Source organism: Klebsiella sp. WOUb02 (assembly GCF_050058015.1).
In the GTDB taxonomy this organism is placed as follows: Bacteria; Pseudomonadota; Gammaproteobacteria; order Enterobacterales; family Enterobacteriaceae; genus Klebsiella.
The window spans coordinates 1,397,138-1,412,380 of sequence record NZ_CP170110.1 but is presented as its reverse complement, the minus strand read 5'-3'; the positions used below and the strand labels follow the sequence as shown (position 1 = coordinate 1,412,380).

13 protein-coding genes and 3 pseudogenes are annotated in these 15,243 nt (G+C 60.8%); 10 read left to right on the top strand and 6 right to left on the bottom strand.

Going from position 1 to position 15,243, the window contains the following annotated elements; genetic code table 11:
* Positions 1 to 171 precede the first annotated feature (171 nt).
* From ABOC21_RS13640 to ABOC21_RS13625, 4 genes and pseudogenes are all read right to left on the bottom strand, one after another.
* Entirely contained in the window at positions 172 to 486 is a 315-nt protein-coding gene (locus tag ABOC21_RS13640) for a PTS sugar transporter subunit IIB (RefSeq protein ID WP_426814937.1), read from the bottom strand.
* A 153-nt stretch (positions 487 to 639) separates the two neighbouring features.
* The gene (locus ABOC21_RS13635) at positions 640 to 837 is read right to left on the bottom strand and encodes a hypothetical protein (protein ID WP_426814936.1); all 198 of its coding nucleotides are present in this window, start codon (positions 835 to 837) and stop codon (positions 640 to 642) included.
* A gap of 123 nt (positions 838 to 960) precedes the next feature.
* Positions 961 to 1,116, bottom strand: a complete 156-nt coding sequence (locus ABOC21_RS13630; RefSeq protein WP_426814935.1) for a hypothetical protein — start codon at positions 1,114 to 1,116, stop codon at positions 961 to 963.
* An 85-nt stretch (positions 1,117 to 1,201) separates the two neighbouring features.
* A pseudogene (locus tag ABOC21_RS13625) lies at positions 1,202 to 2,108 on the bottom strand (SDR family oxidoreductase).
* A gap of 97 nt (positions 2,109 to 2,205) precedes the next feature.
* On the opposite strand from ABOC21_RS13625, the gene ABOC21_RS13620 reads away from it, so the two are divergent.
* Positions 2,206 to 3,048: a helix-turn-helix transcriptional regulator gene (locus ABOC21_RS13620; RefSeq protein WP_426814934.1), complete on the top strand. Its 843-nt coding sequence runs from the start codon at positions 2,206 to 2,208 to the stop codon at positions 3,046 to 3,048.
* Here the strand turns inward: ABOC21_RS13620 and ABOC21_RS13615 are convergent.
* Positions 3,014 to 5,354 (bottom strand): annotated as a pseudogene (locus ABOC21_RS13615) (helix-turn-helix domain-containing protein). The gene ABOC21_RS13620 and the pseudogene ABOC21_RS13615 overlap by 35 nt on opposite strands.
* A 173-nt stretch (positions 5,355 to 5,527) precedes the next feature.
* Between ABOC21_RS13615 and ABOC21_RS13610 the strand changes: the two are divergent.
* A pseudogene (locus tag ABOC21_RS13610) lies at positions 5,528 to 6,698 on the top strand (M20 aminoacylase family protein).
* Positions 6,699 to 6,723: 25 nt separating this feature from the next.
* Entirely contained in the window at positions 6,724 to 8,115 is a 1,392-nt protein-coding gene (locus tag ABOC21_RS13605) for an MFS transporter (RefSeq protein ID WP_426814933.1), read from the top strand.
* On the opposite strand, the gene pspF is transcribed toward ABOC21_RS13605, so the two are convergent.
* Positions 8,106 to 9,095: a phage shock protein operon transcriptional activator gene (gene pspF, locus ABOC21_RS13600; protein WP_426814932.1), complete on the bottom strand. Its 990-nt coding sequence runs from the start codon at positions 9,093 to 9,095 to the stop codon at positions 8,106 to 8,108. The genes ABOC21_RS13605 and pspF overlap by 10 nt on opposite strands.
* 151 nt (positions 9,096 to 9,246) lie before the next feature.
* Here pspF and pspA point away from each other — a divergent pair, with 151 nt between their 5' ends.
* The 7 genes from pspA to tyrR all read left to right on the top strand — a co-directional run bounded on the left by pspA (position 9,247) and on the right by tyrR (position 15,176).
* Positions 9,247 to 9,912, top strand: a complete 666-nt coding sequence (pspA, locus tag ABOC21_RS13595) for a phage shock protein PspA (RefSeq protein ID WP_426814931.1) — start codon at positions 9,247 to 9,249, stop codon at positions 9,910 to 9,912.
* 141 nt (positions 9,913 to 10,053) lie between these two features.
* Positions 10,054 to 10,278 (top strand): envelope stress response membrane protein PspB, encoded by a 225-nt coding sequence (gene pspB / locus ABOC21_RS13590; protein WP_426814930.1) that lies wholly within the window; start codon positions 10,054 to 10,056, stop codon positions 10,276 to 10,278.
* Positions 10,278 to 10,637, top strand: a complete 360-nt coding sequence (pspC, locus tag ABOC21_RS13585) for an envelope stress response membrane protein PspC (protein WP_426814929.1) — start codon at positions 10,278 to 10,280, stop codon at positions 10,635 to 10,637. The genes pspB and pspC overlap by 1 nt, the downstream gene beginning before the upstream one ends.
* An 18-nt stretch (positions 10,638 to 10,655) precedes the next feature.
* The gene (gene pspD, locus ABOC21_RS13580; RefSeq protein ID WP_095097140.1) at positions 10,656 to 10,874 is read left to right on the top strand and encodes a phage shock protein PspD; all 219 of its coding nucleotides are present in this window, start codon (positions 10,656 to 10,658) and stop codon (positions 10,872 to 10,874) included.
* Between the two features lie 122 nt (positions 10,875 to 10,996).
* The gene (locus ABOC21_RS13575; protein ID WP_426814928.1) at positions 10,997 to 12,394 is read left to right on the top strand and encodes a YcjX family protein; all 1,398 of its coding nucleotides are present in this window, start codon (positions 10,997 to 10,999) and stop codon (positions 12,392 to 12,394) included.
* On the top strand, positions 12,391 to 13,452 hold the full coding sequence (locus ABOC21_RS13570) for a TIGR01620 family protein (protein ID WP_426814927.1): 1,062 nt from the start codon (positions 12,391 to 12,393) through the stop codon (positions 13,450 to 13,452). The genes ABOC21_RS13575 and ABOC21_RS13570 overlap by 4 nt, the downstream gene beginning before the upstream one ends.
* 182 nt (positions 13,453 to 13,634) lie before the next feature.
* Positions 13,635 to 15,176, top strand: coding sequence for a transcriptional regulator TyrR (gene tyrR, locus ABOC21_RS13565; RefSeq protein WP_426814926.1), 1,542 nt, complete (start codon positions 13,635 to 13,637; stop codon positions 15,174 to 15,176).
* Positions 15,177 to 15,243 lie beyond the last annotated feature (67 nt).

Here is a 15,243-nt window from a genome sequence, read left to right as displayed (position 1 = left end):
TATAGGGCGCCGGAGTGCAGGGTGCGCCGGGCGCAGCCTTGTCGGGTGAGATATGGTAGCTTTTTATTGCTAACTTCTCCAGTTAGCAACGACTGAGGAGCGGGGGCTAAGTGCGGATCGCCTGTCACCTGCCAATCCGCACGGCGTCGCGTATATAAGGCTACGGCGAGATTAGAAAAGCGATTGCGGCATATGGGCGATGGCAAACTTCAGGACCTTTTCGCCATCGAAAGAGGCATAAGGCAAGCTCTCAATAATGGCAATCTCCTGATGATGGCCCAGCGTGTTAGTGAATTCCGCTATTTTATATTGAATGTGAGGCGCGACCAGGACGCAGTCATACGCGGGGGCCACGCCAGGGTAATTCTCAATACCCACGGCGCTAATTAACAGATCCAGACCCTGAGCATCGGCTATTTTTTGCATTTTTTTCGCTAAAATAGCCGCGGTTTCACCAAATAAGCAACATATTAGTAACTTTTTCACGGTTTAACCCTCTATGAAATCCCGTGTTTACCTTATTACGCTGCCGCAGGCGAAAATGCGTTAGCCATCAATTTTTTGGCTAACGCTTACTCACTTTTCCGGATCCCGAGCTTTGCGCCGAACGGATGCTAAAAATGGCGCAGGCTAGCGCATTCAGGAGACGGTTTTTTTCCGTGAAACGACGAAACGATCGTTGTTTCGGGTCAGCTTGGTTCCGTTCGTGCAGTACTCCATCGCAAAGTTAAAAAACGCATCAGAGTCGAGCTCAAAATCAAGCTCGATCTTAATGGGTTCACCGGACTTTAGAAGCTCTTCTGCTTGTTCTAAACTGCTGGCTTTAATGATTCCCACAACTGCACCTCGTCTTAGCTTTGGTGGCGTCCGAGCCCTGTTATACACCCTAAACCTTACAAACATACGACAATTGTCTTTTTTATTTGTCTTTTTTTAGGCGCTCTCGTCAGCAGAAAGTGGTTAAAAGGCGCGGCGCGTTAGTTCCGGCGGCGGCAGTCCGCTTTGTTTCCCGGTCATTTCCCGGCCTTGCAGATGATAAGCGTCGCGGGTGGCGGGGATGCACAGATCCGAGAAGGCCATCATCACGAACAGAGTGGGCGCGCGATGGCTGCTCATCGTATGGGTCGGGCCTTCGGGAACGAGTGCGCTCCGACGGCCGGGAGGGCGGCCGGAGCGCGGTAAAGCGGGAAGGCGACAGCGGTTATCGTGACGTTGTCACGCTGCGATAATCCATATTATGCAGATCGTCGAGCAGCGTTGGGCCCTGCGGCTGCCAACCGAGCTGCTGGCGGGTGAGGACGGAAGTGGCGCGTAAATCCATATTGGCAAAAGCGGCAAACCAGCCGAAATGCGCCAGCGATTGTTCGGCGGTTAACGATTTAAGCGGAATGCCGAGCTTTTCCGCCACCACGTCGGCAATCAGCCTTGAGGCCACCGCCTCCTCATCAACGGCATGATAGCGTCGGCCTTTTTCACCGCGTTCCAGTACCAGCAAATACAGCCGGGCCACGTCGTTAACGTGCGCGGCCGACCAGCAGTTATTGCCATCGCCGACGATCGCCGCGACCCCTTTTTCGGCGGCCTGCTGAATATAGTACGTCAGCAGCCCCTGGCGGGTGGTGTCATGGACCTGCGGCAGGCGCACCACCCGCACGTCCACGCCGTCTTCCAGCAGCTGATTGCCGGCGAGCCTCGGAGGCCACGCGCGGGTTGGGGTGTTCGGGATTAAAGTTCGTCTCGCTCGCCGGCTGACCGTCGTCACCGTCGCCCATGCCGGTACCTGAAGTGATAATCAACGGGCAATGGCGGCCCGCCAGCGCGTTACCGATGGCGAGAATGACCCGGCGGTCTTTTTCGCAGTTAGCGACAAAGCGGCTGAAATCATGATCGAAGGCGGTGTGGATCACCGCATCGGCAGCGCTAACCGCCGCCAGCAGCGTTTCTGGGTCGTCCAGGGTGCCGTACTGGACCTCAGCGCCGGCGGCCTTCAGCGCGGCGGCGCTGGCGTCAGAGCGCGCGAGGCCGATGACCTGATGTCCTGCCGCCTGCAGTTGTGTGAGAATACGCGAGCCGATAAAACCGGTCGCGCCGGTAAGAAAAATTCGCATGATCTACCTCCAGAATGAGTATCCAGGCTATGGTAGCTTTTGCGTGATACTATAAAAGTAGAGACATTATCAGGGTATAAATACTAACAGGCTAACGATGACTGACTCTTCAACCCAGGCTCTGGGGGAATTTTTGCGGGCGCGACGTTTACGTCTTGACCCCACCGCGTTCGGCTTTCCGGCCGGTCGGCGGCGCACGCCCGGATTGCGCCGGGAGGAGGTGGCCCAGCTCGCCAGTATCAGCCCAACCTGGTACACCTGGCTGGAGCAGGGGCGCGGAGGCGCCCCCTCCCGTGAGGTGCTTGGCCGCATTGCCGGCGGGCTAAGGCTGACGACGCCGGAGCGCGAGCATCTGTTTATTCTGGCGTTCGGGCACTTGCCGGAGTCCCGCCTGACCGTCAGCGACGACATTACCCCGCGCCTGCAGCGCGTGCTTGATGTACTCCAGGTTCCGGCGATTATCAAAACCGCAACCTGGGACGTTATTGCGTGGAACCACGCCGCGGCCTGCATCCTGACCGACTACGGACAGCTGCCGCTGGCCGAGCGTAATATTCTGCGCCGGCTGTTCACCAATCCCCAGGCCCGCGGCGCGCTGGAGGAGTGGCACGCCGTCGCCCGGCTTATCGTCAGCGCCTTTCGCGCCGACGTCGCGCGGGTTGGCGCCTCGCCGGATACCGATCGGCTGATTGCCGAGCTTTCCCGCCACAGCCCGGAGTTTGACGCTTACTGGCGGAGTAACGATGTCGCCGGGCACGGCGAAGGGTTTAAGCGCATGCATCACCCGCAGATAGGGATGATTGAGCTGGAGTTTTCTACCTTTAGCGTCGAAGGGCGCGCGGACCTGAACATGATGGTTTTCAATCCGGCCAGCGAAGAGAGCCGGATTAAAATCGACGCCCGGATCAGGGAGCAGATGCCGCGGGCGGAAGATCGATAGGCTCTTCATTCAGCGGGGAGAATTCGTACAGCACCAGCGCGTTGCTTTGCAGAGAATCAACGCGATGCCAGCCCGGCTGCGGGCTCTCCTCGGCGACGCTCAGCGCCGGGCGCGCGTGGTGCATCAGCCAGTCGTAGTCTTCATCATCCGGTCCGCTGCGGCTGCGGAACGCCTCAAAAAGCGGAAACAGCGCCCCGTGATGCTGATCGAACAGATGCTGTTTAATCCGCCAGCGCCCGTTCAGGCCAAGCAGTTGAATGCTGTAGGGCTGGCTGAAACCTCGGGTAAAGGTCTCTTCGCTGGAGAGCCACGGGTTGAACACCACCGTATTGCGCAGCAGACTGATAGTGCCCGCCGTGGCGCAGCAACAGCAGGTTTTTGTCCGCCATCAGCACTTCGCCGCGCAGGCGCCGCCATAGCCACAGAACCCAGTACACCGGACGCGGCAGACCGTGAAGATAGTGCAGGGCCAGGCTGGAGGTATCCAGCCTGCCGTTAGCGCGCGCCTCGCCCTGCAGGCCCGAGTTGAGCCAAAATCCCGCCAGCCACACCCGATCGGCCAGCCCCAGCAGGTTATCCATCAGCAGCGCGCCGCGAAAGAACCGGCCGTTGGTATCGCGGGTGTTGCCGGTTAGCGTGTTCCACGACAGCAGCCAGAGGGGAAGCGTGAGCTGATGCTGGCGCAGAGCGGCGTGGATCTGGCGTAGCTTATGCACCGGATAGCTTTCGCTGGAGGCCAGCCTGCTGCTATCCAGCTGCGCCAGATCCAGCAGCTCGTTGGCGTCGGCCTGGCAGGCGAGAAAATCGGCTTCGGCGAGGATCGGTGAACAAAGAAAAGGATCGTCGCTAATCGTCTCTTCGCTAAAGCGGTGCCAGACCCCCAGCTGCGGCTGCGACAGTAAGGCCCGCAGGGTTTCACGCTGCTGACGCCAGGCGTGCAGGCGCGCCTCTGCGCTGGCCTGGGGCGACCAGTGCCAGACAAAGCGCCAGCCGGCGAGCGTGGCGGGGGGAAAATGGTTCGCGGCAAGGCGTAAGAAACGCTGGAGCAGGTCGCAGCGGGTGGTCATCCCGGTATGCAAAATCGCTCCCCAGCCCATTTGTGCCAGCCAGCCAAAAATGCGCTGCAGGTTATACCAGCAGGCGTAGCCCGCCATCTGCGGGTCGTCCCAGCCGGCTCCGAACAGCCGGCTGCTGAGAAAGGGATCGTGAATATCGATAGCGTAGATCGGCAGGCTGCTGTGCAGCCGCTCGAGCTCCCGGCGCACGTCTTCGCGCAGTAAATCGTCGAGTTCGCGAACGGTAACGACCATTCGGGTATGGCGCAGCAGCGCCGCGCGGTCGGCAAACTGGCGGAGATCAATCTGGCGCGTCTGCTGGGGAGTGAGCCGCAGAGGCAGGCTGTCCCAGTCCTTGATCTCCGGCTCATTCAGGCGCGCGTAGAGCCGCTCGACGGCCACCGGCTGCCAGTCATCGCCGGCCCCGGCGCGCGGGCGTATCGTCTCCGCCATCGGCTGCGGATGCTGCTGGCGATACTGCCGCGGCGTCAGGCCGTGCTGGCGTTTAAACAGATCGCTCATCATGCGGGCGCTGGCAAAACCGTGCTCCTGCGCGACCTGCTGCACCGTTTTACGGGTGCTAATAAGCTGCTCGGCGGCTTTGTTCAGGCGCAGCGCGGTGAGGTACTGCACAAAGCTCATGCCGACCTCTTTGTGAAACAGACGCGACAACCAGGCCTCGGAGACAAACTCGGCGGCGGCGACTTCGTGCAGCGATAGCCTGTGCCGGTAGCTGGCCTCTATGCGGGCGACGACCCGGGCAATTCGCCGGCTCCAGTTTTCCGCTCCGCGCCTCGCGCCGGCGGCGATCGGCTGCGTAAAGCGGGTAGCCAGCAGCAGGACGATTTCGCTCAGCCAGCGGTTGGCCTCGAGGCGATAGCGGGGCTGGTGGTTCACCAGTTCGATCGCCAGCAGCTGGCGCATCAGGCGGCGCAGGCTATCGTCGGCGTCGCGGGTATCGGGCGACGTCTGATAGTCGAAGGTAAAAAAATCGCCGTCGAGGCGCGTCAGCCAGCTGCCGGAGAGCGTCAGAACCATCACCGCGTTGGGCGCGCCGCTGCTCAGACGCCAGGGGCGGTTGCGGTTCACTATTTTCAGCCGGTCGACATCCAGCAGCCGATCCGCCTCGCCGTCATGCAGGCTGACGCTGCCCTGCAGAATCCACAGCAGCGTCAGTGCGTCGCCCTCTGGCTGGCTGAACTGACGAATATCGCGAACCGCGACGCTAAAGTCGCCTGAATGATGTTCCACCTTCGTCTCCTGGCAAGGACAAAAAACAGCGTGTTGTTTTTTGTCATAACCGATTTATATGGAAAACACTTCTCAATATCCCGTCAATATAAAACAAAAAACGGCGTATTAAAGCCAGTCCGGAAGCATAAACTCGAAAGTGTCGCGCAAACACAACAACAGGAATAATAAAAATGACACATCCGCTTATTGAAGCATTACAGGTTAATGAAGCGCAGTTTATTGCCCTGCGTCGTCGCTTTCATCAGCAGCCGGAAATAGGTTTTGAGGAGCATAAAACCAGCGATGAGGTCGCCCGGCTGCTGAGCCAGTGGGGCTATGAGGTGCACCGCGGCCTGGCGGGTACCGGCGTGGTGGGTACGCTAAAAGTCGGCAACGGCGAGCGCCGTCTTGGCCTGCGCACGGATATGGACGCGCTGCCGATGCAGGAGGCCAGCGGGAAAGCGTGGGCCAGCCAGGTCGACGGCCGCTTTCATGGCTGCGGGCATGACGGACATACCACGACCTTACTCTACGCCGCCGAGTATCTGGCGCGCACCCGTCGGTTCAGCGGCACGCTGCACCTGATTTTCCAGCCGGCTGAGGAGTCTGCTGTACGGCGGGCGGGTGATGGTAGAGGACGGGCTGTTCGCTAAATTTCCCTGTGACACCATTTTTGGTCTGCACAACATGCCGGGGCAGACGCTGGGGAAAATCGGCCTGCGCGACGGGGCGATGATGGCCTCCTCGGATACATTGCACATTGAGGTAAAAGGCGTGGGCGGCCACGGCGCGGTGCCGGAGCATACCGTCGACGCGACCCTGGTGGCCTGTCACATCACGCTGGCGCTGCAGTCCATCGTGTCGCGCAACGTCACGCCGTTTGAACCGGCGGTGGTGACCGTCGGCAGCATTCAGGCCGGGCATGCGCCGAATATTATCAACGACAAAGTGCTGATGAAGCTGACGGTGCGCACGCTGAATGAGCAGGTGCGTGAAACCGTCCTGCAGCGGATCCACGATATTGCCGTCGCGCAGGCGGAAAGCTTCAACGCCACCGCCACGCTGACCCACGTCAACGGCAGCCCGGTGCTCAGAAACGATCCTGCCGCCAACGAAAGAGTTCGGGCGGTGGCGACGTCGCTGTTCGGCGCCGGGCTGGTCGGAGAAGTGAAGCCGTTTATGGGCAGCGAAGATTTCGCTTTTATGCTCGAACACAATCCGCACGGCTGCTACTTCACCATCGGCGCCGGGGATGAAGCGGAACGCTGCATGGTGCATAACCCCGGCTATGACTTTAACGACGAGATCCTTCTCCCGGGCGCGGCGCTGTGGTGCGGCCTGACGGAAGAGTATCTGCGTTAATCACCTGCGACGGGAGATCCCTATTATGAGTTCCGTATCTTTGAACGCGACGTCGTTCGTCGGTACCGATCGCCTGCTGGCGGGTATCGTGCTCAGCGTGCTGACGTTCTGGCTGTTTGCCCAGTCGGTGATTAACGTCGTTCCGGCGATGAAAAGCAGTCTCGATATTTCCCTCGAAACCCTGACCCTGGCGGTCAGCCTCAGCGCCCTGTTCAGCGGCTGTTTTGTGGTGGCCAGCGGCGGGCTGGCGGATAAGTTTGGCCGGATGCGCATGACCCATCTGGGGCTGGGGTTGAGCATTGTCGGCAGCGCGCTGCTGGTGGCGGCCCAGGGCCCGGGGCTGTTTCTGGCGGGCCGCGTGCTGCAGGGGCTATCGGCGGCCTGCATCATGCCGGCGACCCTGGCGCTGATTAAAACCTGGTATGAAGGGAAGGCGCGCCAGCGGGCGGTGAGCTTCTGGGTGATCGGCTCCTGGGGCGGCAGCGGCCTGTGTTCATTCGTGGGCGGCGCGATTGCTACCGGACTTGGCTGGCGCTGGATTTTCGTCTTCTCCATCGTCGTGGCGCTGGCGGCACTGCTGCTGCTGCGCGGTACGCCGGAGAGCCGCAGCCAAAGCGCGCAGCGGCAAAAGCTGGATCTCAGCGGTCTGCTGACCCTGATTGTCTCGCTGGTGCTGCTGAATTTGTTTATCAGCAAGGGGCATAGCTGGGGCTGGAGCAGCGGGCTGTCGCTGGCGCTGCTGGCCGGTTCGCTGGTTTCGGGCGGCTATTTTATCCACAGCGGGCGGCGCAAAGGCGACGCGGCGCTGATCGATTTTGCGCTGTTTCGCAATCGCGCCTACGGGGCGGCGGTGCTGTCGAACTTTATGCTCAACGGCGCTATCGGCACCATGATGATTACCAGCATCTGGCTGCAGAAGGGCCACAATATGACCCCGCTGGAGACCGGAATGATGACGCTGGGCTATCTGGTCACCGTGCTGGCCATGATACGCGTCGGGGAGAAGCTGCTGCAGCGCTACGGCGCGCGGCTGCCGATGATGGCCGGCCCCATTTTTACCGCTGTCGGGATCCTGCTTATCTCCTGCACCTTTCTCGATAAATCGCTCTATATCGTGACGGTCTTTTTTAGCAACGTGCTGTTTGGCCTCGGGCTGGGCTGCTACGCCACTCCGTCGACGGACACCGTGGTGGTTAACGCGCCGGAGAGCAAGGTCGGAGTGGCCTCGGGTATTTACAAAATGGGCAGCTCGCTGGGCGGGGCGATGGGCATCGCCGTGAAGGCGTCACTTTTCGCGCTATTTCTGCCCCTCGGCATGGCCAGCGCCGCGCAGTACGCGCTGTGGTTCAACGCGGCGCTGTGCCTGGGATCGACGGCGGTCAGCGCGCTGATGCTGCCGCGAACGCTTCATAGCTGATGCTTTTTGAGTAGCGCCCGAAGTTGGTGGTAGGTGAGCCCGAGCAGCTCCGCCGCCTGCTTCTGATTGTACTTTGCCTGCAGCAGGCTGGAGTGCAGCAGGCTCTTTTCCTGCTCCTGCTGAAAAGCGCGCAGATCCAGCGGCAGCGCGGGGCTGTCCGGTCTTTGCTCCGCGACGGCCGGCGGAGGCTGCTGCGGATGAAAGGGGTTAATAATGATGTTGTCCAGTTCGCTGTCGCTGGTGCCGTGGCGATAAACCGAGCGCTCCACGACGTTTTTCAGCTCGCGGATATTGCCCGGCCAGCGGTAGCCCAGCAGCGTCGCGCTCGCCCGCTCGCTAAAGCCGGGGAACAGCGGCAGTCCCAGCTCGCGACACATCTGAATGGCAAACTGGTTTGCCAGCAGCATAATGTCGCTTTGCCTCTGGCGCAGCGGCGGCAGCTGTACCACGTCGAACGCCAGGCGGTCGAGAAGGTCGGCGCGAAAATGACCGTTTTCAACCATCTGCGGCAGATCGGCGTTGGTGGCGCACACCAGCCGCACGTTGACCTGCAGCGGCTGGCTGCCGCCCACGCGCTCCAGCTCCCCGTACTCAATCACCCGCAGCAGCTTTTCCTGTACCAGCATGGGGGCGGTTGCCAGCTCATCGAGAAAGAGGGTGCCGCCATCGGCGCGTTCAAAACGTCCCGGATGGCGCTTGCTGGCGCCGGTAAACGCCCCGGCTTCATGGCCAAATAGCTCGGAATCCAGCAGGTTTTCATTCAACGCGGCGCAGTTGAGGGAGATAAACGGCCCCTGCCAGCGGGATGAGAGAAAGTGCAGACGGTTGGCGATAAGCTCTTTGCCCGTCCCGCGTTCGCCAATCACCAGCACCGGCTTATCCAGCGGCGCCAGTCGTGAGACCTGTTCCAGCACCTCAAGAAAGCTGTTGGCTTCGCCGAGCAGGTTGTCCTTGTATTCCGCCATGATGAAATTCGCCATTTAGTCGTGTGATTCACCAGGTTACTTTAGCAACCCGCAGCGCATATAACAACCATGCCTTTAAAAATCAATAAGATAAAAACTGGCACGCTATTTGTATTAGTCTCTGCACAGGCCGATGCCTGATAACAGAACTATGAGGATTGAAATTATGGGTATTTTTTCTCGTTTTGCCGACATCGTGAACGCCAACATCAACTCTCTGTTGGAGAAAGCGGAGGACCCGCAGAAGCTGGTTCGCCTGATGATCCAGGAGATGGAGGATACGCTGGTTGAAGTCCGCTCGACCTCGGCGCGCGCGCTGGCGGAAAAGAAACAGCTGAGCCGCCGTATTGAGCAGGCGCTCGCCCAGCAGGCCGAATGGCAGGAAAAAGCCGAGCTGGCGCTGCGCAAAGATAAAGAGGATCTGGCCCGGGCGGCGCTGATTGAAAAACAGAAGCTGACCGACCTTATCGGCAGCCTGGAAAATGAGGCGCAACTGGTGGATGAAACCCTGGCGCGGATGAAAAAAGAGATCGGCGAGCTGGAGAACAAGCTCAGCGAAACGCGCGCTCGTCAGCAGGCCCTGACCCTGCGTCACCAGGCGGCCAGCTCATCCCGCGACGTGCGTCGCCAGCTGGACAGCGGCAAAATCGATGAAGCCATGGCGCGTTTTGAATCCTTCGAACGCCGCATCGATCAGATGGAAGCGGAAGCGGAAAGCCACGGCTTCGGCAAGCAAAAATCGCTGGACCAGCAGTTTGCCGACCTGAAGGCCGACGACGAAATCAGCGAACAGCTGGCGGCGTTGAAAAGCAAAATGAATCAAAATAACTAATGACCTACGCAAAATCCTTCAGGCCGCGCTGCGCGGGAGCTTTGTCCGGCGGGAGAGCGGGGCAGATGATGCCGCCGGCCTGAATGATCAAGCGTCGCGGCGCCGTAACGCGCCGCCGCTCACTCACTGTAAGGAGTACACATGAGTACGCTTTTTATTGCCATACCCCTGACGTTATTTGTGCTGTTCGTTTTGCCGGTGTGGCTCTGGCTGCACTACAACAATCGCTCGGCCAGCGGCAGCCTGTCGCAGAGTGAACAGCAGCGCCTGCTGCAGCTGACCGATGACGCGAAGCGCATGCGCGAACGGATTCAGACGCTGGAGGACATCCTTGACGCCGAGCATCCAAACTGGAGAGACAAATAATGGGCGGACTCGATTTGAGTAAAAAACTGTGGCGAATTCCCCAGCGCGGCATGGTGAAAGGCGTTTGCGCCGGGATCGCGCACTACCTTGATGTGCCGGTGAAGCTGGTGCGTTTGATAACCGTACTGGCGATGATTTTTGGTCTCTTTTTCTTTGTGGTGGTGGCATACGTTATCCTGACATTCGCCCTCGATCCGATGCCGGAAAGCGAGCTGCACGGCGAGAAGGCACCGGCCAGCGGCGAGCTGCTCGCCGAGGCGGATCGCGAGCTGGCGGCCAGCGAGCGGCGCCTGCGCGAAATGGAACGCTACGTCACCTCCGACACCTTTACCCTGCGCAGCCGCTTTCGCCAGCTGTAGCTTAACCTGAGGATACGTATGAACATCAAATGGCAGCAGGCAGGACAAAAAGTGAAACCGGGTCTGAAAATCGCCGGCCGGCTGGTGTTGCTGACCGCGCTGCGCTATGGCCCGGCGGGCGTTGCCGGCTGGGCAATCAAATCGGTTGCGCGTCGGCCGGTGAAAATGCTGCTGGCGGTTGCGCTCGAGCCGCTGCTCAGCCGCCTGGCAAACCGTTTAACCCGCAACATGAAGTAACGGGCGGGGATGCGCAGCGCCGCACGTTATAACTTCTCGGCTTATCCCCACCTAATGGCTTATGATTAAAGCACTTTCTTCAAAGCACTAGCCTGAAATATTACGGATAGCATGGGATGGCAATGAAGCGACTTAAAACTGAATTCAATGCGCTGGTCAACCGTGGCGTTGACCGGCACCTGCGTCTGGCCGTTACCGGCCTTAGCCGCAGCGGCAAGACCGCATTTATCACCGCGCTGGTCAACCAGCTGCTGAATATCCACTCCGGCGCGCGTCTGCCGCTGCTCAGCGCGGTCAGGGAAGAGCGCCTGCTGGGCGTCAAGCGCGTCCCGCAGCGCGACTTCGGCATTCCGCGTTTTACCTATGATGAAGGGCTGGCTCAGCTCTACGGTTCGCCGCCGATGTGGCCGACGCCGACCCGCGGCGTCAGCGAGATCCGCCTGGCGCTGCGCTATCGCTCCGGCGAGTCGCTGCTGCGCCACTTCAAGGACACCTCCACGCTGTATCTGGAAATCGTCGATTATCCCGGCGAATGGCTGCTGGATTTACCCATGCTGGCGCAGGACTACCTCGGCTGGTCGCGACAAATGACCGGACTGCTGCAGGGCCAGCGCGCGGAGTGGTCGGCGCGCTGGCGTCAGCTGTGCGAAGGGCTGGATCCGCTGGCGCCGGCCGATGAGAACCGGCTGGCGGAGATTGCCGCTGCCTGGACCGACTATCTGCACGCCTGTAAGCGCGAAGGGCTGCACTTTATTCAGCCGGGGCGCTTCGTGCTGCCCGGCGATATGGCCGGCGCGCCGGCGCTGCAGTTCTTCCCCTGGCCGGACGTGGACGCCGTCGGCGAAGCCCGGCTGGCCCAGGCGGACAAGCACAGCAACGCCGGAATGCTGCGCGAGCGCTTCAGGTATTACTGCGAGAAGGTGGTTAAGGGCTTTTATAAAGACCATTTTCTGCGCTTTGACCGCCAGATTGTGCTGGTGGACTGCCTGCAGCCGCTGAACAGCGGGCCGCAGGCCTTCAACGATATGCGCCTCGCGCTGACCCAGCTGATGCAAAGCTTTCACTACGGCCAGCGGACGCTGTTCCGCCGCCTGTTTTCTCCGGTGATTGATAAGCTGCTGTTTGCGGCGACCAAGGCCGATCACGTGACCGTCGATCAGCATGCGAACATGGTGTCGCTGCTGCAGCAGCTGATTCAGGACGCGTGGCAAAATGCGGCCTTCGAAGGGATCAGCATGGACTGCCTGGGGCTGGCGTCGATTCAGGCCACCCAGAGCGGGCTGATTGCGGTCAACGGCGAGAACGTTCCTGCCCTGCGCGGCGATCGGCTGAGCGATGGCCAGCCGCTGACCATCTACCCGGGTGAAGTGCCGGCGCGTCTGCCTGGGCAGGCGTTCTGGCAGCAGCAGGGCTTTCAGTTTGAGAATTTTCGCCCGCGGGTGATGGATGTCGATAAGCCGCTGCCGCACATTCGTCTCGACGCGGCGCTGGAGTTTTTGATTGGAGATAAATTGCGATGAGCGAACCGTTAAAACCACGGGTTGATTTCAACGGACCGCTGCAGGCGGAGCCGGTCGAGGCGCTAAAGTCTGCCCGCGAGTTTGCCGGCGCTGACGCGGAGAAGTTCGCCCCCGCGCGGGTCGACCTGCTGGCTGAAGACGAAGAGGGCACGGCGGAAGCGGTGGTGGAATCGGTTCTGCGGCCGAAGCGCAGCCTGTGGCGGCGGATGGTCAGCGCCGGGCTGGCGATATTTGGCGTCAGCGTGGTGGCGCAGGGCGTGCAGTGGACGATGAGCGCCTGGCAGACGCAGGACTGGATTGCGCTCGGCGGCTGCGCGGCCGGGGCGCTGATTGTTGGCGCGGGCGTCGGATCTGTCGCCACCGAATGGCGGCGCCTGTGGCGGCTGCGTCAGCGCGCCCACGAGCGCGACGAGGCCCGCGACCTGATGCACAGCCATGCGGTAGGAAAAGGGCGCGCGTTTTGCGAGAAGCTTGCCCAGCAGGCGGGGCTCGATCAGGCGCATCCGGCTCTCCAGCGCTGGTATGCCGCGATCCACGAAACGCAAAGCGATCGTGAAGTCGTGAGCCTGTATGCGCAGCTGGTTCAGCCGGTACTGGATGCTCAGGCGCGGCGGGAAATCAGCCGCTCGGCGGCGGAATCGACGCTGATGATCGCCGTCAGCCCGCTGGCGCTGGTCGATATGGCGTTTATCGCCTGGCGTAATTTACGCCTGATCAACCGAATTGCCACGCTGTACGGCATCGAGTTGGGCTATTACAGCCGCCTGCGCCTGTTCCGCCTGGTGCTGCTGAATATTGCCTTCGCCGGCGCCAGCGAGCTGGTGCGGGAGGTCGGCATGGACTGGATGTCGCAGGATCTGGCGGCCAGGCTATCGGCCCGCGCGGCGCAGGGCATCGGCGCCGGGCTGCTCACCGCCCGGCTGGGGATTAAAGCGATGGAGCTGTGCCGCCCGCTGCCGTGGATCGCTGACGATAAGCCGCGGCTGGGGGATTTCCGCCGCGAGCTGATCGGCCAGCTGAAAGAGACGCTGCAAAAAAGCAAAGCCCGCCCGGAATAACCGGCTCAGCCGCCGGGAGCGACGGCCGGCGGCTAATTCCCGCGTTTATTATTCGCCCGCCTTTACGCCCCGGCGCCCATTTTGCCACCATACTGTCAATCTTTGTTGACAGCTATCTTCCCGTCAGCAAATAACTGTCCTATTATTCATCCGTCATTGGCCTTTTTAGGGTGAAAACTCCTATGCGTCTTGAAGTCTTTTGTGAAGACCGTCTTGGTCTGACCCGTGAATTGCTCGATTTGCTGGTGCTGCGGGGGATCGATCTCCGCGGTATCGACATCGACCCTATTGGCCGAATCTATCTTAATTTTGCCGAGCTGGAGTTCGCTAACTTTAGCAGCCTGATGGCGGAAATCCGTCGTATCGCCGGCGTTACCGACGTGCGCACCGTGCCGTGGATGCCGTCCGAACGTGAGCATCTTGCGCTGTCGGCGCTGCTGGTGGCGATGCCGGAACCGGTGCTCTCTCTGGATACTAAAGGGAAAGTCGAGCTGGCGAACCCCGCCAGCTGCCAGCTGTTTGCGCAAAGTCCGGAGCGGCTGCGCAATCATCCGGTTGCGCAGCTGATTACCGATTTCAACATCCAGCGCTGGCTGGAAAGCAGCCCGCTGGAGTCGCACAGCGAACATGTGGTGATTGGCGGGCAGAACTTTGTGCTGGAGATTACGCCGGTCTATCTCGAAGGCGAGCACGGCGAACGCGTGCTCACCGGGGCGGTGGCAATGCTGCGTTCCACCGTACGCATGGGGCGTCAGCTGCAGACCATGACCACCCAAGATACCAGCGCGTTCAGCCAGATTCTCGCCGTCGGCCCGAAAATGCGCCACGTGGTTGAGCAGGCCCGCAAGCTGGCGATGCTCAGCGCGCCGCTGCTGATCGTCGGCGATACCGGTACCGGGAAAGATCTTCTGGCGCACGCCTGCCACCTCGCCAGCCCGCGGGCGGGCAAGCCCTATCTGGCGCTGAACTGCGGTTCTATCCCGGAGGACGCGGTGGAAAGCGAGCTGTTTGGCGATGCCATTCAGGGCAAAAAGGGCTTCTTTGAGCAGGCTAACGGCGGCTCGGTGCTGCTGGATGAGATCGGCGAAATGTCGCCGCGCATGCAAACGAAACTGCTGCGTTTCCTCAACGACGGCACCTTCCGCCGGGTGGGGGAAGATCATGAGGTTCACGTCGACGTGCGGGTGATTTGCGCCACCCAGAAAAACCTCGTGGAGATGGTGCAGAAGGGGCTGTTCCGCGAAGATCTTTACTACCGCCTCAACGTCCTGACCCTGCATTTACCGCCGCTGCGCGACTGCCCGCAGGATATCATTCCGCTGACCGAGCTGTTCGTCGCCCGTTTTGCCGACGAGCAGGGGATCCCGCGGCCGAAGCTTTCCGCCGATCTCAGCACGGTGCTGACCCGCTACAGCTGGCCGGGCAACGTTCGCCAGCTGAAGAACGCGGTTTATCGTGCGCTGACGCAGCTTGAGGGCTACGAAGTGCGGCCCCAGGATATCCTGCTGCCGGAGAGCGACGTCGGGTCTCTGCCGGTCGGCGAAGAGGCGATGGAAGGCTCGCTGGACGATATTACCCGTCGCTTTGAGCGTTCCGTTCTGACCCAGCTTTATCGTAGCTTCCCGAGCACCCGCAAACTGGCGAAACGTCTGGGGGTTTCCCACACCGCGATTGCCAATAAGCTGCGCGAGTATGGCCTCAGCCAGAAGAAGGGTGAGGAATAGAGCAGCCGCGTTCGTCGGCGGCGTTGACCGTCGGCGAACGCACTGCAGGCTTATTTTCCAGGAATTC

Bases quoted from the DNA above. Each gene is read 5' to 3' on its own strand.
- ABOC21_RS13570 (WP_426814927.1), top strand. From the start codon at position 12,391: ATGAGCGAACCGTTAAAACCACGGGTTGATTTCAACGGACCGCTGCAG.
- tyrR (WP_426814926.1), top strand. From the start codon at position 13,635: ATGCGTCTTGAAGTCTTTTGTGAAGACCGTCTTGGTCTGACCCGTGAA.
- pspC (WP_426814929.1), top strand. From the start codon at position 10,278: ATGGGCGGACTCGATTTGAGTAAAAAACTGTGGCGAATTCCCCAGCGC.
- ABOC21_RS13620 (WP_426814934.1), top strand. From the start codon at position 2,206: ATGACTGACTCTTCAACCCAGGCTCTGGGGGAATTTTTGCGGGCGCGA.
- pspF (WP_426814932.1), bottom strand. From the start codon at position 9,095: ATGGCGAATTTCATCATGGCGGAATACAAGGACAACCTGCTCGGCGAA.
- ABOC21_RS13630 (WP_426814935.1), bottom strand. From the start codon at position 1,116: ATGAGCAGCCATCGCGCGCCCACTCTGTTCGTGATGATGGCCTTCTCG.
- pspA (WP_426814931.1), top strand. From the start codon at position 9,247: ATGGGTATTTTTTCTCGTTTTGCCGACATCGTGAACGCCAACATCAAC.
- pspB (WP_426814930.1), top strand. From the start codon at position 10,054: ATGAGTACGCTTTTTATTGCCATACCCCTGACGTTATTTGTGCTGTTC.
- ABOC21_RS13605 (WP_426814933.1), top strand. From the start codon at position 6,724: ATGAGTTCCGTATCTTTGAACGCGACGTCGTTCGTCGGTACCGATCGC.
- ABOC21_RS13575 (WP_426814928.1), top strand. From the start codon at position 10,997: ATGAAGCGACTTAAAACTGAATTCAATGCGCTGGTCAACCGTGGCGTT.
- pspD (WP_095097140.1), top strand. From the start codon at position 10,656: ATGAACATCAAATGGCAGCAGGCAGGACAAAAAGTGAAACCGGGTCTG.